Origin of the sequence: Paraburkholderia fungorum, from assembly GCF_902833645.1 — a bacterium.
Lineage (GTDB): Bacteria > Pseudomonadota > Gammaproteobacteria > Burkholderiales > Burkholderiaceae > Paraburkholderia > Paraburkholderia fungorum.
Genome location: NZ_CADFGE010000010.1, coordinates 41,215 through 66,466, shown reverse-complemented (window position 1 = coordinate 66,466; position 25,252 = coordinate 41,215). Strand labels below are relative to the sequence as shown.

General features: G+C 64.6%; 19 protein-coding genes and 1 pseudogene. 12 read left to right on the top strand and 8 right to left on the bottom strand.

Features of this window, described 5'->3' with window-relative positions; all coding sequences use genetic code 11:
• Nucleotides 1–81 precede the first annotated feature (81 nt).
• From recC to HWX91_RS27325, 3 genes are read left to right on the top strand one after another with little or no spacing between them, the layout of a single operon-like run.
• A complete protein-coding gene (gene recC, locus HWX91_RS27335) occupies nucleotides 82–3,459 on the top strand; it encodes an exodeoxyribonuclease V subunit gamma (RefSeq protein ID WP_028199754.1) in 3,378 nt (1,125 codons plus the stop codon).
• A complete protein-coding gene (recB, locus tag HWX91_RS27330; RefSeq protein WP_028199753.1) occupies nucleotides 3,456–7,151 on the top strand; it encodes an exodeoxyribonuclease V subunit beta in 3,696 nt (1,231 codons plus the stop codon). The genes recC and recB overlap by 4 nt, the downstream gene beginning before the upstream one ends.
• Nucleotides 7,148–9,457 (top strand): AAA family ATPase, encoded by a 2,310-nt coding sequence (locus HWX91_RS27325; RefSeq protein ID WP_028199752.1) that lies wholly within the window; start codon nucleotides 7,148–7,150, stop codon nucleotides 9,455–9,457. The genes recB and HWX91_RS27325 overlap by 4 nt, the downstream gene beginning before the upstream one ends.
• A gap of 24 nt (nucleotides 9,458–9,481) precedes the next feature.
• Here the strand turns inward: HWX91_RS27325 and HWX91_RS27320 are convergent, their stop codons facing one another.
• A complete protein-coding gene (locus HWX91_RS27320; RefSeq protein WP_028199751.1) occupies nucleotides 9,482–10,123 on the bottom strand; it encodes a VC0807 family protein in 642 nt (213 codons plus the stop codon).
• A 152-nt stretch (nucleotides 10,124–10,275) separates the two neighbouring features.
• Here HWX91_RS27320 and arfB point away from each other — a divergent pair, with 152 nt between their 5' ends.
• Nucleotides 10,276–10,680 carry an alternative ribosome rescue aminoacyl-tRNA hydrolase ArfB gene (gene arfB, locus HWX91_RS27315; RefSeq protein WP_028199750.1) on the top strand — a complete coding sequence of 135 codons (405 nt, stop codon included), beginning with the start codon at nucleotides 10,276–10,278 and terminating at the stop codon, nucleotides 10,678–10,680.
• A 74-nt stretch (nucleotides 10,681–10,754) separates the two neighbouring features.
• Here arfB and HWX91_RS27310 read toward each other — a convergent pair whose 3' ends face one another.
• Nucleotides 10,755–12,050 (bottom strand): EAL domain-containing protein, encoded by a 1,296-nt coding sequence (locus HWX91_RS27310; RefSeq protein ID WP_028199749.1) that lies wholly within the window; start codon nucleotides 12,048–12,050, stop codon nucleotides 10,755–10,757.
• Nucleotides 12,051–12,611: 561 nt separating this feature from the next.
• Between HWX91_RS27310 and HWX91_RS27305 the strand changes: the two genes are divergently transcribed.
• Nucleotides 12,612–12,902: a putative quinol monooxygenase gene (locus HWX91_RS27305; protein WP_028199748.1), complete on the top strand. Its 291-nt coding sequence runs from the start codon at nucleotides 12,612–12,614 to the stop codon at nucleotides 12,900–12,902.
• Between the two features lie 95 nt (nucleotides 12,903–12,997).
• On the opposite strand, the gene HWX91_RS27300 is transcribed toward HWX91_RS27305, so the two are convergent.
• The 3 genes from HWX91_RS27300 to HWX91_RS27290 form a co-directional block, all read right to left on the bottom strand.
• Nucleotides 12,998–13,255, bottom strand: a complete 258-nt coding sequence (locus HWX91_RS27300; RefSeq protein ID WP_007182306.1) for a hypothetical protein — start codon at nucleotides 13,253–13,255, stop codon at nucleotides 12,998–13,000.
• Between the two features lie 197 nt (nucleotides 13,256–13,452).
• The gene (locus HWX91_RS27295) at nucleotides 13,453–13,698 is read right to left on the bottom strand and encodes a hypothetical protein (RefSeq protein WP_028199747.1); all 246 of its coding nucleotides are present in this window, start codon (nucleotides 13,696–13,698) and stop codon (nucleotides 13,453–13,455) included.
• A 243-nt stretch (nucleotides 13,699–13,941) separates the two neighbouring features.
• The gene (locus HWX91_RS27290) at nucleotides 13,942–14,661 is read right to left on the bottom strand and encodes a YdcF family protein (RefSeq protein ID WP_028199746.1); all 720 of its coding nucleotides are present in this window, start codon (nucleotides 14,659–14,661) and stop codon (nucleotides 13,942–13,944) included.
• A 256-nt stretch (nucleotides 14,662–14,917) separates the two neighbouring features.
• On the opposite strand from HWX91_RS27290, the gene HWX91_RS27285 reads away from it, so the two are divergent.
• On the top strand, nucleotides 14,918–15,241 hold the full coding sequence (locus HWX91_RS27285) for a hypothetical protein (RefSeq protein ID WP_028199745.1): 324 nt from the start codon (nucleotides 14,918–14,920) through the stop codon (nucleotides 15,239–15,241).
• 365 nt (nucleotides 15,242–15,606) lie between these two features.
• Here HWX91_RS27285 and HWX91_RS27280 read toward each other — a convergent pair whose 3' ends face one another.
• Together HWX91_RS27280 and HWX91_RS27275 are read right to left on the bottom strand one after the other, a co-directional pair.
• The gene (locus HWX91_RS27280) at nucleotides 15,607–15,864 is read right to left on the bottom strand and encodes a hypothetical protein (RefSeq protein ID WP_028199744.1); all 258 of its coding nucleotides are present in this window, start codon (nucleotides 15,862–15,864) and stop codon (nucleotides 15,607–15,609) included.
• 338 nt (nucleotides 15,865–16,202) lie between these two features.
• Nucleotides 16,203–16,598 (bottom strand): annotated as a pseudogene (locus HWX91_RS27275) (transposase); the annotation flags it as partial.
• Between the two features lie 408 nt (nucleotides 16,599–17,006).
• Between HWX91_RS27275 and HWX91_RS27270 the strand changes: the two are divergent.
• The 4 genes from HWX91_RS27270 to rluB all read left to right on the top strand — a co-directional run bounded on the left by HWX91_RS27270 (nucleotide 17,007) and on the right by rluB (nucleotide 22,771).
• A complete protein-coding gene (locus HWX91_RS27270) occupies nucleotides 17,007–17,909 on the top strand; it encodes a LysR family transcriptional regulator (protein WP_028199743.1) in 903 nt (300 codons plus the stop codon).
• A 154-nt stretch (nucleotides 17,910–18,063) separates the two neighbouring features.
• Nucleotides 18,064–19,305: a pyridoxal phosphate-dependent aminotransferase gene (locus HWX91_RS27265; protein WP_028199742.1), complete on the top strand. Its 1,242-nt coding sequence runs from the start codon at nucleotides 18,064–18,066 to the stop codon at nucleotides 19,303–19,305.
• Between the two features lie 387 nt (nucleotides 19,306–19,692).
• On the top strand, nucleotides 19,693–20,832 hold the full coding sequence (gene scpB / locus HWX91_RS27260) for an SMC-Scp complex subunit ScpB (RefSeq protein WP_028199741.1): 1,140 nt from the start codon (nucleotides 19,693–19,695) through the stop codon (nucleotides 20,830–20,832).
• Nucleotides 20,833–20,896: 64 nt separating this feature from the next.
• Entirely contained in the window at nucleotides 20,897–22,771 is a 1,875-nt protein-coding gene (gene rluB / locus HWX91_RS27255; protein WP_028199740.1) for a 23S rRNA pseudouridine(2605) synthase RluB, read from the top strand.
• A 51-nt stretch (nucleotides 22,772–22,822) separates the two neighbouring features.
• On the opposite strand, the gene HWX91_RS27250 is transcribed toward rluB, so the two are convergent.
• Nucleotides 22,823–23,116 (bottom strand): hypothetical protein, encoded by a 294-nt coding sequence (locus HWX91_RS27250; protein WP_028199739.1) that lies wholly within the window; start codon nucleotides 23,114–23,116, stop codon nucleotides 22,823–22,825.
• Nucleotides 23,117–23,301: 185 nt separating this feature from the next.
• Here HWX91_RS27250 and rimP point away from each other — a divergent pair, with 185 nt between their 5' ends.
• Nucleotides 23,302–23,760, top strand: coding sequence for a ribosome maturation factor RimP (rimP, locus tag HWX91_RS27245; RefSeq protein ID WP_028199738.1), 459 nt, complete (start codon nucleotides 23,302–23,304; stop codon nucleotides 23,758–23,760).
• Nucleotides 23,757–25,232 (top strand): transcription termination factor NusA, encoded by a 1,476-nt coding sequence (nusA, locus tag HWX91_RS27240; protein WP_028199737.1) that lies wholly within the window; start codon nucleotides 23,757–23,759, stop codon nucleotides 25,230–25,232. The genes rimP and nusA overlap by 4 nt, the downstream gene beginning before the upstream one ends.
• Nucleotides 25,233–25,252: the final 20 nt, after the last annotated feature.

The following is a 25,252-nucleotide window of genomic DNA, read 5'->3' as shown; positions in this document are numbered from 1 at the left end:
TGGCGCGTTTGTTATGCTGTCGCTTCAGTATCTGTCGCGGCCGGGGGCGTTCAGCTCGCGCCGCCTGCTTCCCCAGGATCCATGCTCCAGCTCTTCTACTCGAACCGCTACGAAACCCTTGTCGGCGCGTTGCTCGACGACCTGGCACAAGCGCCGTCCGACCCCTGGCGCGCGCAGCCCGTGATCGTCCCGAGCGCGGCCGTGCGCCGCCGGCTCGAGCTCGACATCGCGGCGCGCCAGGGTATCTGCGCGAATGTCAATTTTGGTTACCTCGCGCAATGGCTGTGGGCGCAAATCGGCGGCGTGATCGAGGTGCCGAGGCATTCGCCGTTCGCGCCGGACCGGCTCGTCTGGCGCTGCTACCGGCTGCTGGGCGAAGCGGACGAAGCTTTGCCGTGGAATGCCTCGCCGCGTCTGCGTACGTATCTCGATGCGGCGGATGCGTCGATGCGCTACGAGCTGGCGCGTCGTGTGGCCACCGTGCTCGACCACTATCTGACCTATCGCCCGGAATGGCTGCTGCAATGGCAGAAGGGCGGCTCGATCTTCGCGAGCGGCGCCGCGGGAGACACCGGTCCGCGTCTCGTCGGCGCAAGCGAGTCGGCGCGCGAAGACGAGCGTTGGCAAGCTGCACTGTGGCGCGCCGTGCTCGCCGAAGTGGCAGGCGACGCGCAAACGCCCGCAGCGGCTCTGCCGCCGGCTTATCGCTTTCTCGAAGAAATCGGCACGCTCGATCTGGAAGCCATCTCGAACGCGCAGTGGCCGGAAGCGGTCAGCGTGTTCGCGCTGCCCACCATGCCGCCGTTGCACGTCGCGCTATTGCGAGCGCTTTCGCGCTGGGTCGACGTGCGGCTGTATGTGTTGAACCCGTGCCGCGAGTTCTGGTTCGACGTGGTCAGCGCGGGCCGCGTCGAAGCGCTCGACGCCGCGGGCCAGCGTGATTATCAGCAGGTGGGTCATCCGTTACTGGCCGAATGGGGCCGTCAGACTCAGGCGCAACTGCACATGCTGCATGAGCTGACTGAGAGCGCCGCATCCGGCGAGACGGGCGAGTTCAGCGAGAATCCGGAACCGAGCTGGCTCGCCGCCGTGCAGAACGGCATCCTCGAGTTGCGCGCGGAAACGGACACCGACGAATTGCCGATTGAGAATGGCATCGAAGTCCACGTATGCCACAGCCTGTCGCGCCAGCTTGAAGTGCTGCATGATCGGCTGCTCGGATGGTTCGACGAGTTCGACGATCTGCAGCCCTCCGATGTGCTGGTTGCAGTGTCCGATCTCGCGGCCGCCGGGCCATTGATCGATGCGGTATTCGGCACCGCGCCGCCTGGCGACACGCGCCGGATTCCCTACCGGATTACCGGCTTGCCACCTTCGCAGGCCAATCCGGTTGCGCGTTTACTGCTTGACTGGCTGGCCTTGCCCGAGCGTAGCGTGGGCGCACCGGATCTGATCGAATGGCTGCGGGTCGATGCGATCGCCGCGCGTTACGGGATCGATGCCAGCGCGCTGGAAGCCGCGCAGGAGTGGCTTGCGGCAGCCGGTGCGCGGCGCGGGCTGGCGCCCGGCGAGCCGACCGGCGAGCACGTGCCGGTCGCGCGCCATACATTCGCCGATGCGCTGACCCGGCTATACCTCGGTTATGCGATGCCGGATGGTGGCGAGCCGGTCGATGCCTGGTTGCCCGTTGAAGGCGCGGATGGGTCGGATGCCGAATTGCTCGGCCGCCTGTCAAGTTTCGTCGACGATATCGAAAGCTTCGCGCAGCGCTGCGCGGTCGAGCAAACCCCTGCCGAATGGGCGCAATTGCTGCTCGAAACGCTCGCGCAGTGTTTCGACGGCGGCGTGGAGTTTGCCGATTCGCTGGCGGCGGTGCGCGACGCGATCGACAAGATGGGCGACGCAATGCAGGCGGGCGCGCAAGACGTCGGGTTGCCTGCCACCGTGGTGCGCGGCGCACTCACCGAGGCGCTCGACGACCCCGCGCGCGGCGGCGTGCCGTGGGGGAGCGTGACGTTTTCGTCGCTGACCAGCTTGCGCGGTTTGCCCTATCGCATTGTCTGTCTGCTCGGCATGGATGACGGCGTGTTGCCGAGTCTCGCCCGCGCGGACGAATTCGACCTGATGGCTGCCTTCGGTAAAGCCGGTGACCGGCAGCGTCGCGACGACGAACGCAATCTGTTCCTCGATTTGCTGCTGGCCGCGCGGGACCGGCTCTTCATCGCCTATACCGGTCGCAGCATTCGCGACAATGCCCCGTTGCCGCCGGCCGCGCTGGTCGACGAATTACTCGACCACCTGGCCCAGGTGTCGGCGGGGGAAGGGGCGAGTCCCGCGGAAATCGAAACCGCGCGGCATGCGTTCATCATCGATCACCCGCTGCAGGCGTTCGCGTCGGACTACTTCTCGTCGCAGCGCGGCCTTTTCACTTACGACACGGATCGCGCGGAACTGGCCACTTTGTTGGCCGCGCCGCAGCATCCGGCCGCTGCGCCGTTTTTCGATCAACCGTTGCCCGCTGAAGACACGGCCTCGGTTGCCTTCGACGAATTCGTGCGTTTCTGGCGTCACCCGGCGCGTGCATTGTTGCGCGATCGGCTGGGTATTGTGTTGTCGGATGCGCAGGGCGAATTGCTCGATACGGAGCCGTTCGAACTCGATTGGGCCGGCCGTGACGCGTTGGCGGAGCGGCTCCTGCCGGTGCTGCTGGACAGCGGCGCTGAAGACCAGGACGGTATGTTTGAGCGGGTACGCCGCGTCGCCGCGGCGAGCCCGGAATTGCCGGGTGGCGCGACCGGCGCGGTATGGCGCTCGCGCGAACTCGGCGCGCTACGCCAACTCGCCGACAGCGTGCGCCGCGAAGTCGCATCGGGTGTCGAACGGTTGCCATTCGTGCTCGATATCAAGCCGCGCTGGCCCGCTGGCGCTGACATCGCCGATACGCTTTTCGGCCCGCACGACGCGGCGCTCCGCAAAGCAGCCGAAACACCGCTGCAACTGCACGGCACCTTGAATTTGCTGACCGAAACAGGACAAGTGATTTTCCGATACGCCAAAGCGACTGCGCGCGACTATCTGTCGGCGTGGCTCGCGCATCTGGTCTATTGCGCGGCGCAGCCGAACGGCCCACGCCGCACGGTCTGGCATGGCAGCGGCGAGAGCTTCGAACTCACGCCGGTTGCCGCGCCGCTCGACGAACTTGCGCCGCTTGCCGCGCTGTTCAGGGCCGGGCGCAGGCTGCCGCTGCGCTTTTTCCCGAAGAGCGCATGGGTGAAAATCAGCGAGAGCGATTCCGCGGCACAGGGCGTGTGGATCAACGATCGTGTGCGCGGCGAATCCGACGACCCTGCTTTGCGCATCGCCCTGCGCGGCACGCCATTGACGCTCGACGAACCGTTCGGCAGTCTTGCCTCGATCGTCTTCAAACCGCTGCTGCAGCACCTGCGGAGCACATCATGAGCGGCGCCGTTCATCATCACGCGCTGGTTGCGCAGGAGCTCGATGTCTTCGCCTGTTCGCTCGAGGGCGTCAACCAGATCGAGGCGTCGGCGGGAACCGGCAAGACCTGGAACATCTGCGCGTTGTACGTGCGGCTGCTGCTTGAAAAGAATCTGAACGCCGACCAGATTCTGGTCGTAACCTTTACGAAGGCGGCGACCGCGGAATTGCACGAGCGGATTCGCGGGCGGCTCGCGGAACTGGACCGGGCTATCGATGCGGACGACGACGGCGGCGATCCGTTTATCCAGCGTCTCTTCGAAACCACGCTTGCGCCGGAGCGAGGCATTGATCGAGAGGGCGCGTTGAAAGTCGTGCGGCGCGCGCTGCGCACGTTCGACCAGGCCGCGATTCACACCATTCACGCCTTCTGTCAACGGGCCTTGCAGGAAGCGCCGTTCGCCGCGGCCATGCCGTTCGCGTTCGAAATGGAAGCCGACGACGCCGCGTTGCGTTTCGAAATGGCAGCCGATTTCTGGCGCGAGCAGGTGGAACCGGTGGCCTATGCGCATCCCGCGTTCGCGGCATGGCTCGTGGCCAAACGCGCCGGCCCCGCGTCGCTCGACGAGCAACTCGCACGGCGCTTGAAGAAGCCGTTGGCGCAACTGCGCTGGGGCAAGGTCGATGCTGGCGGCAACGACGCCGATCCGCAGGCGCGTTTCGATACAGCTTGCGCAATCTGGCAGGCGGAGCGCGACACGATCGTGAGCCTGCTTGGACAAGCGCAGGACCGTCTGAGCAAGACCTCGCATAAGCCCGATCTCGTGAGTGCCGCGATCGCGGCGTGGACCGAATACTTCGCGCAGGGCGATTGCCATGCGCCGCCGCCGAAAGCGGCCTTGAAGCTGACCGCGTCGGCGTTGAAAAAGGCCACCAAGGTCAAATTCGAACCGCCCGAGCATCCGTTCTTCGAGCAGGCCGAGGCACTGGCTGCGGCCGTGGTCGCGGCCGAAGCCACGCAACGCGCGCGCTGGCTTGCGCTTATCGAAACCTGGCTCGATTACGCGCCCGCCGAACTGGTGGCGCGCAAGCGCACGCGCAGGGTAGTGTCGTTCGACGACCTGCTGTCCAACCTGTATCGGGCGCTCGCGGCCAATCCCTGGCTTGCCGATGCTTTGCGCACGCGTTATCCGGCTGCGCTGATCGACGAGTTTCAGGATACCGATCCGTTGCAGTTCGCGATTTTCAGCCGCATCTTCGCGCCGGCTGGGCCGCTGTTTCTGGTCGGCGATCCGAAGCAGGCGATCTACAGTTTCCGCGCGGCGGATTTGCATACCTATCTGGCGGCGCGCGAGGCGGCTTCGGCGTGCTACACGCTGGCGGTCAATCAGCGTTCGACCGCGCCGATCGTCGAGGCCTGCAACCGGCTATTCGAAGCGAATCCCCAGGCTTTCGTGCTCGACGGTCTCGACTATCAACCGGTGCGGGCCGGCGAGCGGCGTCGTCCGCCTTTCTCCGAACCGGATGCAGGCGCGGGCGACTTCCGCATCTGGACCTTGCCGCAGGGCGACGCGGCGCTGACCAAACGCGACGCGCAACGCGCAGCAAGCGAAGCGTGTGCGGCCGAGATTGTGCGGCTCCTGCGCGGTGCGCGCGAAGGGTCGGTGACGATCGGCGAGGTGCCGCTCGCGCCGGGCAATATCGCGGTGCTGGTGCAAACGCATAAACAGGGCAGTCTGATCAAGCGAGTGCTGGCGTCGTGGGGTGTCGGCAGCGTGGAACTGGCGCAGGCCTCGGTGTTCGCGACGCTCGACGCCGAGCAGATCGAGCGGGTGCTGGCCGCGGTCGATACGCCGGGCGATCTGCGGCGTTTGCGCGCCGCGCTTGCCACCGATTGGCTGGGTCTCGACGCTGCCGCGCTGTGGCGTCTCGAGCAGGTCGCCGACGCGCCGGCGCCCGCCGACGATCCCGCGCATGCCGCGGACGCGATGGGTTGGGTCGAACGTTTCTCACGCTATCGCACGCTATGGCACGAGCGCGGCTTCGCGGTGATGTGGCGCACGCTGATGCGCGAGTTGCGAGTCGCGCAACGGCTGGTGGCCGGACCGGACGGCGAGCGCCGTCTGACCAACGTGAATCATCTGGCCGAACTCGTGCAGGCACGTGCTGCCACGCAACCCGGTATCGCACCGACTTTGCGCTGGCTCGCCGCGCAACGCACGCAAGGTGGCGGCGAAGACGCGCAGTTACGGCTCGAGTCGGATCGCAACCTCGTGCAGATCGTCACCGTCCACAAATCGAAAGGACTGGAGTACGCGGTTGTGTTCTGCCCGTTTCTGAACGACGGCGCGCTGCGCGAGCCGCCATCCTCGGGCTTGCCCGATGCGCGCGAATATCACGACGAAACTGGCGGTGCCGTGCTGCACTACGGTTGCGACGACGAAGAGGCCGAACGCGCGTCACGTGATGCGGTGCGCGAGCAGGCGGCAGAACGGGCGCGGCTCGTGTATGTGGCGCTGACACGCGCGGTGTATCGCTGCTATCTGGTTGCCGGGACTTATCTTTCGTCGCGCTCCACCAGGGAGTCTCGCCGCAGCGTACTGAACTGGCTGGTGTGCGGCAGCGGCTACAGCTTTGACGATTGGCTCACCGATCCGCCTGACGAAGTCGCCGTGGCCGAACGATGGCGCTCGCTTGCGGGCGGCCCGATCACGCTGCAGCCGTTGCCGGAGGTGGGGCGCCGGGTGCCGTTGGAAAGCCTCCAGGATAGCGGCGCGCGAATGCAGGCGCGTGCCAACCGGCGGCCGTTGCGCGACCAGTGGCGCATGGCGAGCTTCAGCGGCCTGATCGCCGCCGGCAGCAAAGCCGAGGAGGCGCCTACGCCGGTGGAAGAAGTGCGGCCCGATCACGACGAGATCGCCGATGTGCTCGCACCTCTGCCGTTGCTGGTGCCGCAAGCGCCGTCCTATGCGGAAGACGACATTCTCGCCTTTCCGCGCGGCGCGGCGGCGGGCGACTGTCTGCACCGCATGTTCGAACTCGCGGATTTCAGCGATCCGCAGACGTGGCCGGAGGCCATCGGGGGCGCATTGCGCGAGCGCCCGGCGCCGGCTGTGCCCGAACTCGCGGTACGTTTGCCTGCCATGATGCACAAGCTGATCGCGGACGTCGTGAGCACCGAGCTCGTGCCCGGTATGGCGCTTGCCAACTTGAATCCGCAGCGGCGTCTGAACGAACTTGAATTTCTGTTTGCCGCGCCTTCGCTCGATTTTCCGGCGTTGCGCGAACTGCTGATCGAATACGGCTATCCCGATGTGGCGCTGGAACCCGGCGTGTTGCGCGGTTTCGTCAAAGGATTTATCGACATGATCGTCGAGTACGACGGACGTTTCTGGATCGTCGACTGGAAATCGAACCATCTGGGCGACACGGCCGCCGACTACGCCGCGGCGCCGCTTGAAGCGGCCATGGCGAGCCACGCGTATCACCTGCAGGCGCTGCTCTACACGGTGGCGCTGCATCGCTATCTGAAAACGCGGGTGCGCGATTACGCCTACGACACGCATATCGGCGGCTATCTCTATCTGTTCGTGCGCGGCGTTCGTCCGCAGTGGCGCGACGGCGACGGGGCGGCAGCGGGCGTGCATATGCGGCGCCCCGCGTTCGAACTGGTGGCGCTGCTCGACGCGGCGATGATCGGAGGTGTCGCATGAGCACGTTCGAGCGGGACGCTTTCGCACCGCCGGCGCTCGATGACATCGGCGTGAATCTACCCGCGCCGGCCGATTTCAGCACCGCGCTTGCCGAAGGGTTCGCGCGCCGCATCGGCACGCTGGCGCGCCGCGGCGGTGCGTCGGGCGAGTCGGTGAAGTGGGCGGCGCGGGCCGCCTTCGCTGCGAGCCGCGCGACTGCCGAAGGGCACGTGTGTCTGCCGCTTGGCGTGCTGGCACGGCGTTTCGATGGGTCGAGCGCCGAGGTGCGCGCGGCGCTGTTCGCAAGCGGCATGGTCAGCGACGGCACGCAGAGCGCGGCGGCGTTGCGGCCGCTGGTGATCGACGGGCAAGGGCGGCTGTATCTGGCACGCTATTACGACTACGAGCGGCGCCTTGCTCGCTCGTTGGTTGGGCATGCGGGCGGTGGTCAGGTGGAGCAGGTGAGGGTCCGCGAAGCTGTGGGTGCTGCGGGAGGAGCTGGCGCCGAGGCCTATGCCGGTGTCGATTCCAATGCGCCAGCGAACGCGCGCTCCGGCGCAGGAGCGGACACGACCCCGAGCGCCGCCACAACCGCGACCACGAACACGACGGCCCAGGCATTACACGAACGTCTGTTGCGCTACTTCGGCGCACCGCGGGACGACGAGGTCGACTGGCAACGTGTCGCGGCAGTCATGGCGCTGTCCGGGCGCTTGACCATCGTTAGCGGCGGCCCGGGCACCGGCAAGACGACTACCGTAGTTGGTGTGCTTGCGTGCCTGCTGGACGCGCGGGCCGATCTGCGGATTGCCTTGGCGGCGCCCACCGGCAAGGCCGCCCAGCGGATGCAGGAAGCCTTGCTGGCCCGTGCCGGCGATTTGCCGCCGGAACTCGCGGCGCGCTTGCCGCAGACGTCGTACACCTTGCATCGCTTGCTCGGGTCCGGACCGGGCGGGCGCTTCCGGCATCATCGCGATAATCCGCTGCCTTATGACGTCGTCGTGATCGACGAGGCGTCGATGATCGACGTCGCGATGGCGGCACATCTGCTCGACGCGATTGCGCCGCAGACGCGTCTCGTGATGCTGGGCGACAAGGATCAGCTCGCCGCCGTCGAGGCCGGTGCGGTATTTGCCGAACTCAGCGCGCGTCCCGCTTTTACGCGAAACGGACTGCAGCGGATCGCCGGGGCGCTCGGTATTGACGCGGCGCGGTTGTCGCAGGCGCTGCCGGGTCCATCGAGCGGACTTGCCGAAGGGCATGACGGGTTTTTCGCGCACGCGGGTGAGCCGGCCATTTTCGATGCGTCGCCCGACGATCTGTTCGCCGATGCCGATGCCCATACCGAAGCGCAAGGTGCCTTCGATGAACCACCCAGCGGCGATCTCTTTGCGAATACCGCCGAGCCGGATGCCGGAGCACCGTCGTCTGCGAAATCAGCAGCGGCCGCGGCATCAGCATCAGGCTCTGCCGCGACCTTGGCCGCGCTTGCACAAAACCCGCTCGCCGACTGCGTCGTCTGGCTCGAGCGCAACTATCGATTTGGCCTCGAATCGCCGATCGGCCGTTTGTCGCTTGCGATTCGCAACGGTGCGGCGGGCGCCGCGCTCGACGCTCTGCGCATCGACCCTGCCGAACCCTGTGCAGCGGCGCTGTACGAAGACACCCATGTGAGCCTCGCCGAGCGCACGGTCACACGGCTTGCCGCGGGTTTCGCGGCGTATGCGCAGGCGCTTGCTGAAGCGTTAGCCACCGATACGCCAGACCCGTCGCCGCTCTTCGATGCACTAAACCGCTTTCGAATTCTGTGCGCGACGCGTTCGGGACCGCGCGGCGTCGATCAGGTGAATGCCGCGATGGCCGCGCAGGTGCGGCGCTCGGCGGGTGTGACGCTGGCGGTGGGCGCTCAATGGTTCGCCGGACGGCCCGTTATGGTCACGCGCAACGACTATGCGCTGGGTCTGTTCAACGGCGACATTGGGATTGCGCTGCCGGGCGCGGGCGGCGCGTTGCGCGTGTATTTCCGCACGGGTGACGGCGGTCTGCGAGCCGTGTCGCCGGCGGCGCTGCCGCCGCACGATACGGCATTCGCGCTTACGGTTCATAAGTCGCAAGGCTCGGAGTTCCAGCATGCGGTGCTGATGCTGCCGTCGGCATTCAGCCGCGTGTTGTCGCGCGAACTCGTGTACACGGCGATTACGCGCGCGCGTGAACGGGTGGAGGTGATCGGCGCGCGCGCCGTGCTGCTGCAGGCGATCGCGACGCCGACGCAACGCGACTCCGGTCTGGCCGCGCGAATTGAGGAGGCGTGGCGCGCGGCCCGGTAGCGTGGCGCGGGCGGGCCGCCGTGTTCAGCCAGCGATTCCGTCCGGCTGCGTGCGCGCCTCGACGCGGTTGCGCATGGCCTTGCGGTACCACATGGTCCAAAGCGCCAGGCCGCCGTATATGCCATAGCCGATGAACGGCGAGACCACCAGGAAGCGCTCGATCGGCCAGGTGAGCGCCATCCATGCGCGCAGCGCTGTTTCGCCGGTCAGGCCGACGCCCCATACCAGCGTCATGAGCCGCATTGCGCTGACGAAGCCCGGCCGCTCGCGCCACAACGTTTCGAAGCGCTCGGCGCCGCCTTCCATCTCGCGCGCGACGGTGGCGCGTGCAAGATAGAAGATCAGCGGGCGGCGCAGTGGCAACGACAGCAGAAACACCACGCCTATCGCGCCGGACACCAGCGACTCTCGCAGCAACAGCATGCGAGGACTGCCGCCCAGCGCCATGGCCACGATCGACAGCACGATGCCTGCCACGACCATCGCGCTGAGCGCGTCGACGCGCCGGAAGCGCACCAGTTCGATCACGCTCCAGACCATCGGCGGCACCGCGGAGGCAATCAGGGCGCCGGTCTCGCCCAGGTGCGGTAACGCAAAGCGGTAAGCAAGCCACGGCAACAGAAAGTTGATGGCCAGTTCCAGAACAAAACCCGGACGGAGTTTCATATAAATTTACGCTGTAAGCGAAAGCCGCAGTATCAACGAACTGGCTGTGCCGATGCAAATGGTTTTTCGCATCGGTGGCCGCCGCCCGATAGCGCGTGGCCCGGAATCGGCTGCGCACTGTGTACACTTGCATCTCCCAGCTCAATCCTGTCATGACATCCCGCTATCCCATTCCGCCGAACGAAATCGAATTGACCGCAGTGCGCGCGCAAGGAGCGGGCGGCCAGAACGTCAACAAGGTCTCGAGTGCCATCCATCTGCGCTTCGACGTGCAGGCCTCGTCGTTGCCGGAGGTGCTGAAGATGCGCCTGCTCGCGCTGTCCGATCACCGGCTCACGCGCGACGGGGTGGTGATCATCAAGGCGCAGGAGCATCGCACTCAGGAGATGAACCGCGCGGCTGCGTTGGCGCGGCTCGATGAACTGATCGAAAGCGTCAGCGTGACACGCAAGCCGCGTGTCGCGACCCGGCCCACGCGCGCCTCGAATCGGCGTCGCCTCGACAGCAAGGCGAAGCGCAGCGAGATCAAATCCGGCCGCGGGCGCGTAGAGGAATGAAGAAGGACTGAAGAAGGACTGAAGAGGATAAGGGGCTGCGGCTGGCGAGGCCTGACGGCGCAGCCGGGGCGGACTCAGCGTTTGGCTGTGCGTCCGCCAGAACGCGTCTCGGCTGCCGCCGTCGCCGGCACAAAATCGACACAGAGCACATGCGTGCCGTCACGCTCGAACGCGATTGCCGCCGTATAGCAGTCCTGGCCGTCCGCGAGCGAATAGTGCGGCCCCATCATCGCGACGCGCCCCGGCGCGGCGAGCGCGTGCTTGAAATAGGATCGCCGCGACCAGTTGCTGCGCGTGTCGGTGTAGAGCGGTGCGAGCCGCGACGGGGGCGGTGGCACCGAGGCGGCTGAGATCGACGCTTGAGTCTGTTCGCCCTGGCCGTTGGTGATGAACACCCGGCGGGCCTCGCGCAGATGCCAGATCTTTTGCGCCGCCTGCTGCAGATCGCCGGTGGCTTTGAACGTGTCGGCGGCGGCGAGTACGGCTTCGGCGAACCCTTCGAAACCGAGCCGCTGGTGGCCGGCGTGGGCGTGTTCATAAGCGGCGAATTTGGCCCACATCGACTCGATCTGCGCCGGCACCCCTGCACATGCCGCCTGCACTGAACTCTGCGGCTGGCCGAGCCAGAAACCCTGCACGAAATCGACGTCGGCCTGCATCAGAATCATCAACTCCTCGTCAGTTTCGACGCCTTCGGCGAGCACCAGCGTGCCGGACTGATGGAGCATCGCGATCAGATGGCCGATCATCGAGTCGTCGCCTTCACGCTTGCCCGCTCGCGCAACTAGCGAACGGTCGAGCTTGACGATGTCGGGCCGAAAACGCCACACACGGTCAAAGTTCGAAAAACCGGTGCCGAAGTCGTCGATCGCAATCAGGAAGTCGCGTGGCTGAGACGCGGCGAGCATGCTGGCGACGGCGGATTCGTCGTCGGCGGGTTGTTCGAGCACTTCGATCACGATGCGCTCCTGCGGCAAGCCGAAGTGCGCCGACAGTTCGTCGATGAAAGTCCGCTGCGGCCAGCCGGTTTCGAACACCTGGGGACGCGTGTTCAGAAACAGCCATCCGGTGCTGATGCCTTGTTCCATGAAATTCGCCACATGCAGGCAACGCGCGATGCGGTCGAGTTCGCGTGCGTCGGCGGCCGAACGTGTGCCGGAGAACAGCACCTCCGGCGATACCGGCAGGCCGACCGGATCGAACGCGCGCAACAGCCCCTCGTAGCCGACCACGCACTGATGCGTGACGGACAGTACCGGCTGGAACACGCTATGCAGGGTCAGCGCGCGCCATGTCGCGGTCCAGCCGGACTCGTCCCGGACCAGATGCGGGAGCAGACCGCGCAGGGTCAATTCGCTGACGGTTGGCATGAGAGCGGGCATAAGGGCGGGCATGGCGGCATCGCGGCAAGCGGGTGACGGGGCGCGCAAACAGATTCGGCGCGCAACGAAGGCACAGCCCAGGCGTCGGTAGGGCAAGGTGGGTACGGCCCGGGAACGCGGAGTGCAATGCCAGCCATGCGGGGCTCCGGCGGGATTTGTCAAAACCAGTCTATCAGTTCGCACTTCGCATGAATGTGCGGGTAATCACAGACGCAGGATCTGGCCGGGTGCCTGGCAGGCGGGCGGTCACGCGGCTTCGGCTCCGGCGTCGTGGTCGTTGCGCGTGAGCTTCGCGCGCGTTCGCCTTGCGCAGGACCGATCCTTTCAAATGGAATCAATCACGCGTATGAAGCCGAGGGTAGCAGGGCGGTAAGTGGCCGCCCGCCAAACTCCAGGCAAGGACGGTGCTCAGACGTTTCGCGCGCGGTTTGCCTTGCATCCGGGTGATCCAGCCGCCGCCGCGCGTACTTGCAGGCAGCGCGTGGCCGCCTGCAGGTTTGACGGGGGGCGGGTATGCTGCTGCTTTTCCTGAAACAACGGAGGGCAAGCATGGCTGAAATCGCGGTGGTCGCAATCTCGGTGGCAAAGCCGGGCTATGAAGAGCAACTGCGCCAGGCGCTGGAAGGCATCGTCGGGCCAACGCGCGAGGAGCCGGGCGCGCTTCAATACGATCTGCATCGTGACGTGCAGGAGCCGCGCCGGTTCGTGTTTGTCGAGCGTTGGGCCAGCAAGGAAGCGTTGGCGGCGCATGCTGCGTCCGCACACATTGCGGCTTACAAGAAAGCCGTGGCGGATTGGGTCGAGCACGCGGAAATTCGGGTCGTGTCGAAGATCGCCTGAACGCCTATGAGGTGAACCGCAAGGTAGGAAAAGCCGGACGACGGCGAGCGAACTGCGAGGCCGGATCCGGCCCGTGCGGCGCTCGCCGTTTATCTTTAGTGCGTGGCTTGCGGGACGTCGAGGATCAGGATGATCGTCCAGTCCGCATCGCCGTCGTGGTGATACTGTCGCTCTGCGACGATGAACGGTTGTTGCTTGCCGTCCGGGCCAAGAAACAGCACGTCGCCTTCCATCGGCAGGCATTCGACGGGCGGCAGCGCGAGGAACGCTTCCTGACCGCCACGCGGCATCAGTTTTTCGATTTTGCGGGATGCCGCTTCAGTCCATTCGATATCTAGCTGAATGTTGCTCATGCTGTCCTCCGCACCAAGGTGCGCACAGGTTAGGGGGATTCCGGCGGGCGCCGGTCGGTGCGCGACTTTAGCATAACGTCAGCGGGGCGCAGCGGGCCCGCAGCAAGTTCATTAGACAACAAAAAAGCCGAAACCGGCGGCGCCGGCTTCGGCTTTTTCATCTCCGCGGCAGGGCTGCGGAGATGAGCGAACTACGCTTACGAACTGGCGGCGTCGGCCTTGGCGGCCTTCTTATGATGATGGGGCGCCATCTTGTGATGTTTTGCCGGCATGGCCGGCGCGCTTTCCATTGCTTGCTGGCGGTTTTGCAACTCTTGCGCGCGTTGCTCGACGTCGGCGGCCTTGGCCGGATCGGTGCTCATCATGACGCCGTTGTCCTGCGCATAGGCTGCACCCGTTACGGCACCGAGGGAAATCAGGATCGCCAGGGACACTTTCTTCATTGTTACCTCCGCAGAGTGGTTATGGACCCGAGTATTTGCCTGTCCAATCGGAAAGACAATGCATTCTAGCCAGCAAAATCCGCTCCAGCGGACGTTTTGTAACGGTAATGACAATTAGTTACATCTTGTTACGTTCGTTCCACAGTCATTATCGATGACGAGGGCGCATCCAATTCGATAATGTCTTGTCGACAAAAGGAATATTCGCATCTCTAAATAAATTGCCATTCTGCAACGTCAGATTCAGAACCATCCGATTGCACGATAGACATGAAATTGCGCGATTCCAACCAGTTCGTGCAGTGCGATCTCGGCATTCACCAGGTTGTCATAGTGCGGCAGTACACCGAGACGTGCATGTCTCGCGCTCGAGATCAACGGTTGCGGCGCGATGCCGAACCGATGGAAGTCGAGTAATGCGCGCGGCATCTGATACGCGGAGGTGACGAGTATCAGGGAATCGTAGCGTGAGCGTTCGAGAATAGCCGAGACGTTGCGCGCATTCTCATAAGTCGTGCGGCTGCGGTTTTCTAGCACGATGTCCGCGCGCGGCACCTGTTTGCTTAGCAGATACGGCAGGTAGGTGTCCGCTTCGCTGGCGGCGCGCCGCTGCGGATTGCCGCCGCTCACGATCACCTGACACGTGGCTGCCGCGCGCTTGCAAGCCGCATAGCTTTTGGCGCTTACTGCGATGCGCGCGATCACGTCTGGCGGTGGCACGAGGACGTCGTTTTCGTCGTAGGCAGTGCCTCCGCCGAGCATGATGATCGCGGTGCGCGGCGCGAAGCTGGCGGGCGTGTCGGTTTGCCGGTGCGGCTGCGCCAATTCGAGCAATGGCGCGGTGAGCCAGCCGGTGGCAAGCAGCCAGAATAGAGCGATCGTGACAATGATGAGAGGCGCGCGGCCGCGTTTCCATAGCACGATTGCTGCAAAAAAAAGCGCTAATAAAGTGAATAGAATCAATTTAAATGGGGTAACGTATGTCTTTCGGGACAAATCTTCGGGCTTGCTATCGCGCCGCAGCGGTTGCATCGTCGGTCCGCAGATAGAACGCTAACATGTCGTTCAGACGGGGGTCCGAAAACCAGACCAGGCAGCACCTGGCGGAGCAAGGCAAGCGGCCGGCTTCCAGCCAAGGGCGGGTGCTATGCGCGTCACTGGTGGCGCGGTGACGTGTTGGCATAGATGTGTCATAGCTGCACTTTAAGAAAGAAGTGAGATGACCACGTATTCCAACGAAGCGGTACTTGAAGCGCTGCGGCGGGCGCAATATCGCCAGGTTCCATGGGCCAGACGGCCGGGCGTCTTCCAATATCTTCGCGCGTTAGGCCTGATGGACACTGTTCGGCAGCGCACGGTCGCTCCGGCCCCAGGTTTTCATGCGCCGGTCGACATCGCCGTGCTCACCGAACGGGGCCGGGCCGAATTCGCGAGACTCGAGCACGACGAGCGCCTGTTGAGCTGGAGCGCGCAGCGCATGAACGATTACGTCGTCGCCACAGCCGAAGCGCGGCCCGCAGCCGCTCTCGAAGCCCGGCCTTAGGCCGGGCCGGCAAACTGGCGTTGTTCCCCCGGCCGCGTTGCGCGGCTGGCGGTGATTTTGTCGCCGCGGGTCGTGGCCGGCTTATGGTCCTGCTTATGACCGTGCCTGTGATCGCTCATGCTCCCGTTTGCCGGTCCCGCTGATAGCGTTGAGCGGCAGCGCATTGCGCGTTCGCCGTTCGCGCACCGATCGTTCGCTAAGGCAAAAAAGCAAAAAAAAGCCCGTATCGCAAGGATACGGGCGTACCGGAATTACTGCTGCCACGCTGTGCTAATGGCGTTAAATCAGACTGGCGCGACGCCGGGTGGTTCCCCCAATCGTTCAATTCGCCGTGCCCATGCAGTGCGCTGCATTGCGTGATTCCGCTAGCGGCGACGCACGGCGTCTTCGCGCGGCGGCGACTCCGGCCGCATGCGCGCATTGCTCGCGATGTCGCCGCGCAAATCTCCGCGCGGCGCAGGCGGCGTGAAGTCGCGGCCGCGTGCATCGCCTTGCTGCCAGGCCTGAACTGTGGCTGTGTGGTCCGGCCGCCAGTTCCAGCCTTGTGGGCGCTGCTGTGCGAGCGCCGGTGCGGCCATTGATGAAACAACAATGCCGCACAGAAGCAGTGACATTGGTTTCATGCTGAGCTCCCGTCAAGCCCATCGACTCAAGGCCTGTTTGCATACTCATACGGTATGCCGAGTGGCGAAAGCACGCTGTAAGTAATGGTAAATGGATGTTTCATCCGCAACCGGTGAGCCGTGTCAGGTGTCTGAAACGGCCAGGCGATGAACTCGATGAAGTCCGTGAAGTCGTGGAGCGGGAAGCGACGACTATGTTGGGCGCGCCGGGAAGCGGTGCCCATTTGCAGACCGGGGTCGTGTCGGCGGACGTCGACAGACGGCGTACGGCGAACGCACGGCGGCCCAGATACACGCCGGGCGCCCGCAGGCGCCCGGAGGCAAAACAATTCGCGTCAGGCCATCTTGACCGGCGCGCGCCACGATTCCGGATTGGTCCAGAACGCGCCGCGCAGGCGGTCGCGGCTCGGCGGTGCCGGAGGTTTCGCGGCGGTCGCGCCAATACGGCCGCGCAGCGAAATTTCACGGCCGCTGGTGCCGAGTCGCTTAACTATTTCGGCGAGCGTACCATCGGCTTGCCACTCGTCGAAGCGGCGGCGGCAAGTCGGCGGCGACGGATAGCGGCCCGGCAGCTTGGACCAGCCTTCGCCCGTCGATAGCACCCAAAGCACGGCGTTGACAACCGCGCGTGCTTCCACGCGTGGCCGACCGCGCCGTTCGCTCCGTGCTGGCTCCGCACAGAACAACGCCTCGACCAGCGCCCACTCGTTGTCTCTCAAATCGTCGAACAGCATCATGTTTCACCTCAGCGAAGCTAACTCCGGTGCGCTGCCCCGCGCCGCGCACTCTCCATGCACTCGATAGGCGAGTGCCAAGGGGGGTCGGGCTTGCCACGGTTTCATGTCAGTCAGAAGTCATGGCGCCGACCCTGTGTGCATGTAAATGCAGGAAGTGTGCCAAGACGAGTCCAACTGCCAGAAAGCCCTGTGGCAGCGGGCCAGCGCGGGCGCTAGCTAGGGGCGTATAAGAATCCAAAAAACCCATCTCGCAAATCGGGACAATCACCAATCTTGTGCAATCAGGCCCGGCCAGCGTGCGTTTGCGCCTTATTGCTGCATTGCAGCGATGTCACTGAACCCGACTGTGGTGCGGCATTTCACCATACAATGCGCATTAAATAGGGTTATTGATGAGGTTGGTAAATGAATGTGACGCTGCGTCAGCTAAGGGTTTTCATTGAGGTCGCCCGTTTGCAGAGCTTCAGCCGGGCCGGCGATGAAATCGGCCTGACGCAATCGGCGGTCAGCCGCTGTGTACGTGAGCTGGAAGGCGAAATCGGCCTGAAGCTGATCGACCGCACCACCCGCGAGGTGCAGCTAACGGATGTCGGCGGCAACCTGGTATCGAGCGTGTCACGCCTGCTGACGGATCTGGACGACGCCTTGCGCGAGATCCGCGAAATCGGCGAACAGCGTCGCGGGCGTGTGGTGGTGGCCGCGAGCCCGACGGTCGCCTGCCGCTTGATGCCGCGCGTGGTGGCGGCGTGCGGACGTCAGTTTCCTTACATCACATTGGGTCTGCGTGACGACGTGCAAAGCGACGTGGTGCGCAAGGTGAAGTCGGGCGAAGTCGATTTCGGCGTGATCATCGGCCCGTTTTCCGCCGACGACCTGCTCAGCGAATCCCTGATGACGGATTCGTTTTGTGTCGTTGCACGCGAGGATCACCCCCTGGCGGCGCGGGAGCGGGTGGCATGGACCGACCTGGACGGCCAGCAGCTGGTCATGCTCGACTACGCGTCAGGCAGCCGGCCGATCATCGACGCCGTCATGCAGGAATACGGCGTGAGCGCCACCGTGGTGCAGGAACTGGGGCATTCCGCGACCGTTTTTGGGCTGGTCGAGGCGGGCGTGGGCGTAAGCGTGCTGCCGTGGCTCGCGCTGCCTTTGCCGGCGGGCGCCGCGCTGGTGGCGCGACCGCTCGTGCCGCGCGCCGAGCGTACGGTCGAACTGGTGCGGCGGCGCGACCGCTCGTTGTCGCCGGCGGCGGAGGCGGTGTGGAGCCTGATTCGTCAATTGCCGGCGCGAGCGGAGGATTTGAACTGACAGGAACTGACGACGCGGGCGCGTTTCGCCACCCGCTGACTTCGCCGTCCCAAAACCAGGCGCCGCGCTAAACTGTCGCCTCCCCGGGCTTCAAGCCTTGCCCCATGCGTTGCCCCATTACTTATTGCCTGTCCATCACTGTCTGGAAGCCTCGATGAGCGAATCGGATCTGCCTGTGCCCTCCGTCCCCAACGCGCGCGATGCGGTGCGCGCACTGCGTCCCTCGCAGATCCGTGAAGTCGCGAATGCCGGTTTCGGCGTCGCCGACGTGCTGCCGTTCTGGTTCGGCGAGTCCGACCGGGTGACTCCGGCCTTTATCCGCGACGCCGCCAGCGCCGCATTGGCCGCCGGCGCCACGTTCTATACGCATAACCTGGGCATCGCGCCGCTGCGCGCGGCGCTCGCGGGCTACGTCAGCGAGCTGCACGGAACGACCTCGCCCGACCATATCGCGGTGACGAGCGCCGGTGTCAACGCGTTGATGCTGGCCGCGCAGCTGGTAGTGGGGGCGGGCGACCGCGTCGTGGCGGTAACGCCGCTGTGGCCCAATCTGGTCGAGATTCCCAAGATTCTCGGCGCGCGGGTGGAAACCGTTGCGCTGGGCTACGGTGAGCGCGGCTGGCAACTCGACCTCGAGCAATTGCTGGCAGCGTTGACGCCGGACACGAAAATGCTCCTGATCAATTCGCCGAACAATCCGACCGGCTGGGTGATGAGCCGCGACGAGCAGCGCGCCGTGCTGGCGCATTGCCGTCGTCACGGTATCTGGATCGTCGCCGACGAAGTCTACGAGCGTCTTTATTATCCGGACGCGCCGGCGGATGCGGATGCCGGCGTCGGCGCGCCCGGCGGTCATTCGCGCACGGCGCCGTCGTTTCTCGATCTGGCAGGGCGCGACGAGCGCGTGATCTGCGTGAACTCGTTTTCCAAGGCGTGGCTGATGACCGGCTGGCGGCTCGGCTGGCTGGTCGCGCCGACCGCGCTGATGGACGATCTGGGCAAGCTGGTCGAGTACAACACGTCGTGTGCGCCGGATTTCGTTCAGCAGGCGGGCATCGCGGCGGTCCAGCAGGGTGAGCGCTTCACGCAGGATCTGGTGCACGACCTGAAGGCATCGCGTGATCATCTGGTGCGCGCGCTGGCCACCGTGCCGGGCGTCGACGTAAAGGCGCCGCCCGGAGCGATGTATCTGTTTTTCTCGATGCCGGGGGCGGCGCGCAGCCTCGAGCTGTGCAAGGCCATGGTGCGGGAAGTAGGCCTGGGCGTGGCGCCCGGCAGCGCATTCGGCCGGGAAGGCGAGGGCTTCGTACGCTGGTGCTATGCCTGCGATCCCGCCCGGCTGGATTTGGGCGTCGAGCGTTTGAGGCGATTCCTGGCGCAGCACGGCATGCATTGAAGTGTGGTGGCACGGGCGGGCGGTCCAGCTTAAGGTCAAAGGGCTAAAGGATCGATCGCGGCCTGATTCCGGGCCTGCCGCGCTCCGATTCCTGTCCGATTCGGCCAGCTTTTCCTTTTAAGCGGACGACTTGAGGCATCGCTAAAAAATGCGCCGGGGATTTCGTCTTTACGCACCGGTTGTTTTTGCGTAATATGGCGCTCAGTCACGCGATTCCTTTCAGGAATATCGCTGCTCCGTCCGGCTGGGTTTGGCTCGATTGCCTGTTTCGCCTCCCCCCGGTGCGTGCTCCCATCAATATGACCGATCAGAATCGGGCGAGCGCGTCTTCAGTTCCACATCGTCTGTTTGATCCGGTTCTTTGACCACAGGGTCTGACCTAGCTGCATGAATACCCAAGAGGCGAAGATCGTCCTCGAGACTGCCTTGATCTGCGCGCAGGAGCCGTTAAAGCTCGTCGATTTGCGCAAGCTCTTTGCCGACGGCGTGTCGGCAGACACTGTTCGGAATTTGCTCGAAGACCTCAAGCAGGATTGGTCTGGGCGCGGTGTGGAGCTGGTCGGGCTGGCGTCGGGCTGGCGATTTCAAAGTAAGCCCGCGATGCGTTCGTACCTGGATCGTCTGCATCCTGAGAAACCGCCGAAATACTCGCGCGCGGTGCTCGAGACGCTCGCGATCATTGCGTACAGGCAACCGGTCACGCGTGGCGATATCGAAGAGATTCGCGGCGTCACGGTGAATACGCAGGTCGTCAAACAGCTTGAGGATCGCGGCTGGATCGAAGTGATCGGCCATCGTGACGTGCCAGGCCGTCCGGCGTTGTACGCGACCACGCGGCAATTTCTCGACGACCTCGGTTTGAAGGCGCTCGACGAATTGCCGCCGCTGGCCGATCCGTCGGCGCAGTTGAACGCGGATCTGCTCGGTCAGCATGCGATCGAATTTTCCGAGGCCGAGGCTGCGCAAGCCCTGGTTTCGGGTGAGGAGAGCGCGCTGGAAGAACCGGCGGAATCTGCTGCCGGCGAAGCAGCCGCTGCCGAGGGTGAAGCCCTTGGCGAAACTGCCGATCGCGATTACGGCGAAGAAACTGGCGAGGCAGCAGGAACGGAAATCGCTGGCGAACACGCTGTAGAGCATCAAGCGCCAGTCGCTCAGGCCGAGTATGCGGAGTCGACTGAGACAAACGAGTCGGCTGAACTTGCCGAATCGACGCATCGCGCGGCGGATGCCGCACCGGCGCCCGCGTTGCATCGGGATGCCGCCGCAGGCCCGGCTGGGCAAGAACACGCCGAAGTGGCAAACGTTGAACCGCAGGCCGGCGCTGCCGAGCCCGCACTGAATCACGATCCGGTCTCCCAGGCCGATCCGGCAATACCCGCGCACGACTCGGGCGTACTCCGCGATACGGAGCACGCCGCCGGGCCGAACTCGACCACAGCGGCGCACGGCGATCCAGAAGATCGCCGCGATGCCGCACAGGACGCAGGCATTCTGACCGACGACGAACCCGAGTCGCGCAGCGCCTGACGTAACCGAACTTTTTTTGCCACGCCCGCAACGGGCGTGCGCGACCTGACATTTTGAGGTTGTTTTGACACATACCCACGACACCGATTCGTCCGAATCCGAGCGCGCCGTGCAGTCGGCACGCGCCGACGAAGCGCGTACCACGCAAGCGTCGGCAGGCGAGGGCGAGCGCCCGGCGCAGACCACGGAAGCAGACGGCGAAGACCGTCCGCGCCGCGGCCTGCGTCGCGGGCCGCGCAGCCTGATCGCCCGGCGCCGCGCCGGAGCGAAGACGAAGGGCGCCGAAGGTGCGCCTGCGCAAGGCGCGCCGGTCGTCACCGAAACGCCGCCGGACGGCGAGGTGGTGGCGCAAGTGCGCACGCCGCGCAAGGAAGGCGCCAAGGGCCAGGGGCCGCGCCGCAATGCGGGCGGCGCTAAGCGCGAGGGCGCTCAACGTGACGGCGCGCCTCGCGAGGGCGGACCGCGTGAAGGGCAGCGTGAGCGCCAGCCGCGCGAAGGCGGCCAGCGTCAGAATCGCCGCGGCGGTGAAGCACCGGCCGCAGTGGCAGCCGAAGCAAGTCCGGACGACCTGTTCTCGTACGTCACATCGCCCGCATTCGACGCGGACAACAGCTCGACCGGCGGCGTGCGTGCGCCGATGCTGCGCCGTGGCAAACCGGCTGCACCCAAACGGGTGCTCGCCGCGGACGACGACGCGCCGAAGCTGCACAAGGTGCTGGCCGAAGCCGGCATGGGCTCGCGCCGCGACATGGAAGAACTGATCGTTGCCGGCCGCGTGTCGGTGAACGGCGAGCCGGCTCACATCGGCCAGCGCATCATGCCGACCGATCAGGTTCGCATCAACGGCAAGCCGGTCAAGCGCAAGCTGGCCAACAAGCCGCCGCGCGTGCTGCTGTATCACAAACCGACTGGCGAAATCGTCAGCCATGCCGATCCGGAAGGCCGCCCGTCGGTGTTCGACAAGCTGCCGCCCATGAAGACCGCCAAGTGGCTTGCGGTCGGCCGCCTCGACTTCAATACCGAAGGTCTGCTGATGCTGACCACCTCGGGCGATCTGGCCAACCGTTTCATGCACCCGCGTTACAGCGTCGAGCGTGAATATGCGGTGCGCGTGGTCGGGGAGCTGGCCGAAGGCATGCGTCAGAAGCTGCTGCATGGCGTCGAGCTGGAAGACGGCCCGGCGAATTTCCTGCGCATCCGCGACGGCGGCGGCGAAGGCACCAATCATTGGTACCACGTCGCGCTCGCCGAAGGGCGTAATCGCGAAGTGCGCCGCATGTTCGAGGCAGCCGGCCTGATGGTCAGCCGCCTGATCCGCACGCGCCACGGCCCGATCTCGCTGCCGAAGGGGTTGAAGCGCGGCCGCTGGGAAGAACTCGAAGACAATCAGGTGCGCGCGCTGATGGCGTCGGTCGGCCTGAAGGCGCCGTCGGAAGAAAAGGGCGGCCGCAGAGAGGCGCCGGAGCGCAAGCAGCCGGATCCGATGCAGACGTCGATGGGCTTTATCAGCCGCGAACCGGTACTGATGTCCCACGGCCGTTTCGATCAACAGCAGCCGCGCGGTCAAGGCCGTCGCGGTGCGGCGGGCGGCTTCGGCGGCGGCGCGGGCGGTGGTTTTGGCGGCGGTGCTGGCGGCTATGGCAATCGCGGCGCTGGCCGCGGCGCCGGTGGTTTTAGCGGGCCGATGGGTGGCGGCGGTGCTGCGTCTGGCCCGCGTGGCGGGCGTGACGTCGACGGCAATCGCGCGCCGTCGGGCAATGGCAACCGCGCGGCAGGCGGTAAGCGTCCCGGCGGCCCCGGTGGCAATCCGGGCGGCGGTAGCCGTGGGCCGGGCGGCAATCGTGGCGGCAATGCCAACCGCGCCGGTGGCGGTAACGCCAACCCGGGCGGCGCCAATCGTGGTGGCGGCGCGCCGCGCGGCCGCTCGCGTGGCCGTTGAGCCGTAAATGACGTACATACGACGGTTGGCCGTTGATCGTTCCTCAACGATTTACGCTTCGCCACTGTCGGAGTCGATCGACGAGTGCCGCGGGCTTTCGCAGGTTTCATGCATTGCATGAAACCGCGGCGTGCGCATAAGTAGGGGCAGAGTTTCCCGGCCCCGCTTGTCCGGTTTGGGCCCGAGGCCGCGCAGCCCGTCTTGCAAAAGGCCCGAAGCGCCGCCATATCGTTGAAAGATTGCCATGAAATCAAGCGGAAATGCGCTTCGCACGGCGTTCTGCGGTTTGCGTTTGTCCCGAAAAATGGCTACAATCACAAAGTCGCTGGGCGTGCGGCTTTTCATGTGCGGCTCAGGTGCGACCACCGGTAATAAGATGATGGGCGTTTAGCCCATTTTTTTTTGCCGCTCAGTTCTAAGTGGTTTGGCATCTCGGGTAGCACGAACGTGCGCCAGCTAGGCGCGCGGCCCGCATTGGTTGTTTGCAAAACAAGCGGCAGGCTCGCTGCGCGAACATCTAAGAGGGCACTGTGCAACTGACGGAACTGATTGAAACCACGGTCGTGGGACTCGGCTACGAGCTCGTCGATCTCGAGCGCACCGGGCGCGGCATGTTGTGTATCTATATCGACCAGCCGGCCGGCATTGCGATCGAAGACTGCGAGAAAGTTACGCGTCAGCTCCAGCACGTTCTGACGGTCGAAAATATCGATTACGAGCGGCTTGAAGTGTCGTCGCCGGGTCTCGACCGCCCGCTGAAAAAACTGGCGGATTTCGAACGCTTCGCAGGCAGCGAAGTGGTAATCACATTGAAAAAGCCATTGGACGGACGGAAATCGTACCGGGGCATTCTGCATGCTCCGCAAGGCGAGACGATCGGTCTGGAATTTGAAGGGAAGGAAGGCGCCGCGATGCTCGATTTCACCGTCGCGGATATCGATAAGGCACGCCTCGTTCCGAAAGTTGACTTTAGGAGCCGCAAACAATGAGTCGCGAAGTGTTGATGCTGGTGGATGCGCTGGCACGCGAGAAGAACGTCGACAAAGACGTGGTATTTGCCGCGCTCGAGGCGGCCCTCGCTTCGGCCTCCAAGAAACTCTTCGAAGAGGATGCGGACATCCGCGTCCAGATCGACCGTGAAAGCGGCGAGCACGAAACGTTTCGCCGCTGGAAAGTCGTCCCGGACGAAGCCGGTCTGCAAGAGCCGGATCAGGAAATCCTGCTGTTCGAAGCACGTGAACAGAAGCCGGAAATCCAGCTCGACGAATACATCGAAGAGCCGGTGCCGTCGATCGAATTCGGCCGTATCGGCGCGCAGGCTGCCAAGCAGGTGATCCTGCAGAAGGTGCGCGACGCTGAACGCGAGCAGATCCTGAACGACTTCCTCGAGCGCGGCGAGCACATCATGACCGGCTCCGTGAAGCGCCTGGATAAGGGCAACTTCATCGTCGAAACCGGCCGTGTCGAAGCGCTGCTGCGCCGCGATCAGCTGATTCCGAAGGAAAATCTGCGCGTGGGCGACCGCGTGCGCGCCTACATCGCCAAGGTCGATCGCACCGCTCGCGGTCCGCAGATCGAACTGTCGCGTACGGCGCCCGAATTCCTGATGAAGCTGTTCGAGATGGAAGTGCCGGAAATCGAACAAGGCCTGCTGGAAATCAAGGCGGCGGCCCGCGATCCGGGCGTGCGCGCCAAGATCGGCGTGGTCGCTTACGACAAGCGCATCGATCCGATCGGCACCTGTGTCGGTATCCGCGGTTCGCGGGTGCAGGCCGTGCGTAACGAGCTCGGTGGCGAAAACGTCGACATCGTGCTATGGTCGGAAGATCCCGCACAGTTTGTGATCGGCGCGCTCGCGCCGGCAGCCGTCCAGTCGATCGTCGTCGATGAAGAAAAGCATTCGATGGACGTCGTCGTCGACGAAAACGAACTGGCGGTCGCGATCGGCCGCAGCGGCCAGAACGTGCGTCTTGCCAGCGAACTCACCGGCTGGCAGATCAACATCATGACGCCGGACGAATCTGCGCAGAAGCAGAATCAGGAGCGCGGTGTACTGCGTGACCTGTTCATGGCGCGTCTCGATGTCGACGAAGAAGTCGCCGACATCCTGATCGACGAAGGCTTTACGAGCCTCGAAGAGATCGCTTATGTGCCGCTCAACGAGATGCTCGAAATCGAAGCATTCGACGAAGACACCGTTCACGAACTGCGTAATCGCTCGCGCGACGCTTTGCTGACGCAGGCCATCGCGAATGAAGAAAAGGTCGAAAATGTTGCACTCGACCTGAAGAGCCTGGACGGCATGGACGCCGACCTGCTCGCCAAGCTTGCCGAACATCAGATCCAGACGCGCGACGAACTCGCCGAGCTGGCTGTGGATGAACTGGTCGAGATGACCGGAATGGAAGAGGATGCCGCTAAGGCGTTGATCATGAAAGCACGTGAACATTGGTTCCAGTGAGAAATGACCATGGCGCACTA

What these genes read in the sequence shown, in the direction of transcription:
- recC (WP_028199754.1), top strand. Translation starts at nt 82, where the DNA reads ATGCTCCAGCTCTTCTACTCGAACCGCTACGAAACCCTTGTCGGCGCG.
- recB (WP_028199753.1), top strand. Translation starts at nt 3,456, where the DNA reads ATGAGCGGCGCCGTTCATCATCACGCGCTGGTTGCGCAGGAGCTCGAT.
- HWX91_RS27325 (WP_028199752.1), top strand. Translation starts at nt 7,148, where the DNA reads ATGAGCACGTTCGAGCGGGACGCTTTCGCACCGCCGGCGCTCGATGAC.
- HWX91_RS27320 (WP_028199751.1), bottom strand. Translation starts at nt 10,123, where the DNA reads ATGAAACTCCGTCCGGGTTTTGTTCTGGAACTGGCCATCAACTTTCTG.
- arfB (WP_028199750.1), top strand. Translation starts at nt 10,276, where the DNA reads ATGACATCCCGCTATCCCATTCCGCCGAACGAAATCGAATTGACCGCA.
- HWX91_RS27310 (WP_028199749.1), bottom strand. Translation starts at nt 12,050, where the DNA reads ATGCCAACCGTCAGCGAATTGACCCTGCGCGGTCTGCTCCCGCATCTG.
- HWX91_RS27305 (WP_028199748.1), top strand. Translation starts at nt 12,612, where the DNA reads ATGGCTGAAATCGCGGTGGTCGCAATCTCGGTGGCAAAGCCGGGCTAT.
- HWX91_RS27300 (WP_007182306.1), bottom strand. Translation starts at nt 13,255, where the DNA reads ATGAGCAACATTCAGCTAGATATCGAATGGACTGAAGCGGCATCCCGC.
- HWX91_RS27295 (WP_028199747.1), bottom strand. Translation starts at nt 13,698, where the DNA reads ATGAAGAAAGTGTCCCTGGCGATCCTGATTTCCCTCGGTGCCGTAACG.
- HWX91_RS27285 (WP_028199745.1), top strand. Translation starts at nt 14,918, where the DNA reads ATGACCACGTATTCCAACGAAGCGGTACTTGAAGCGCTGCGGCGGGCG.
- HWX91_RS27280 (WP_028199744.1), bottom strand. Translation starts at nt 15,864, where the DNA reads ATGAAACCAATGTCACTGCTTCTGTGCGGCATTGTTGTTTCATCAATG.
- HWX91_RS27270 (WP_028199743.1), top strand. Translation starts at nt 17,007, where the DNA reads ATGAATGTGACGCTGCGTCAGCTAAGGGTTTTCATTGAGGTCGCCCGT.
- HWX91_RS27265 (WP_028199742.1), top strand. Translation starts at nt 18,064, where the DNA reads ATGAGCGAATCGGATCTGCCTGTGCCCTCCGTCCCCAACGCGCGCGAT.
- scpB (WP_028199741.1), top strand. Translation starts at nt 19,693, where the DNA reads ATGAATACCCAAGAGGCGAAGATCGTCCTCGAGACTGCCTTGATCTGC.
- HWX91_RS27250 (WP_028199739.1), bottom strand. Translation starts at nt 23,116, where the DNA reads ATGAAAAGCCGCACGCCCAGCGACTTTGTGATTGTAGCCATTTTTCGG.
- nusA (WP_028199737.1), top strand. Translation starts at nt 23,757, where the DNA reads ATGAGTCGCGAAGTGTTGATGCTGGTGGATGCGCTGGCACGCGAGAAG.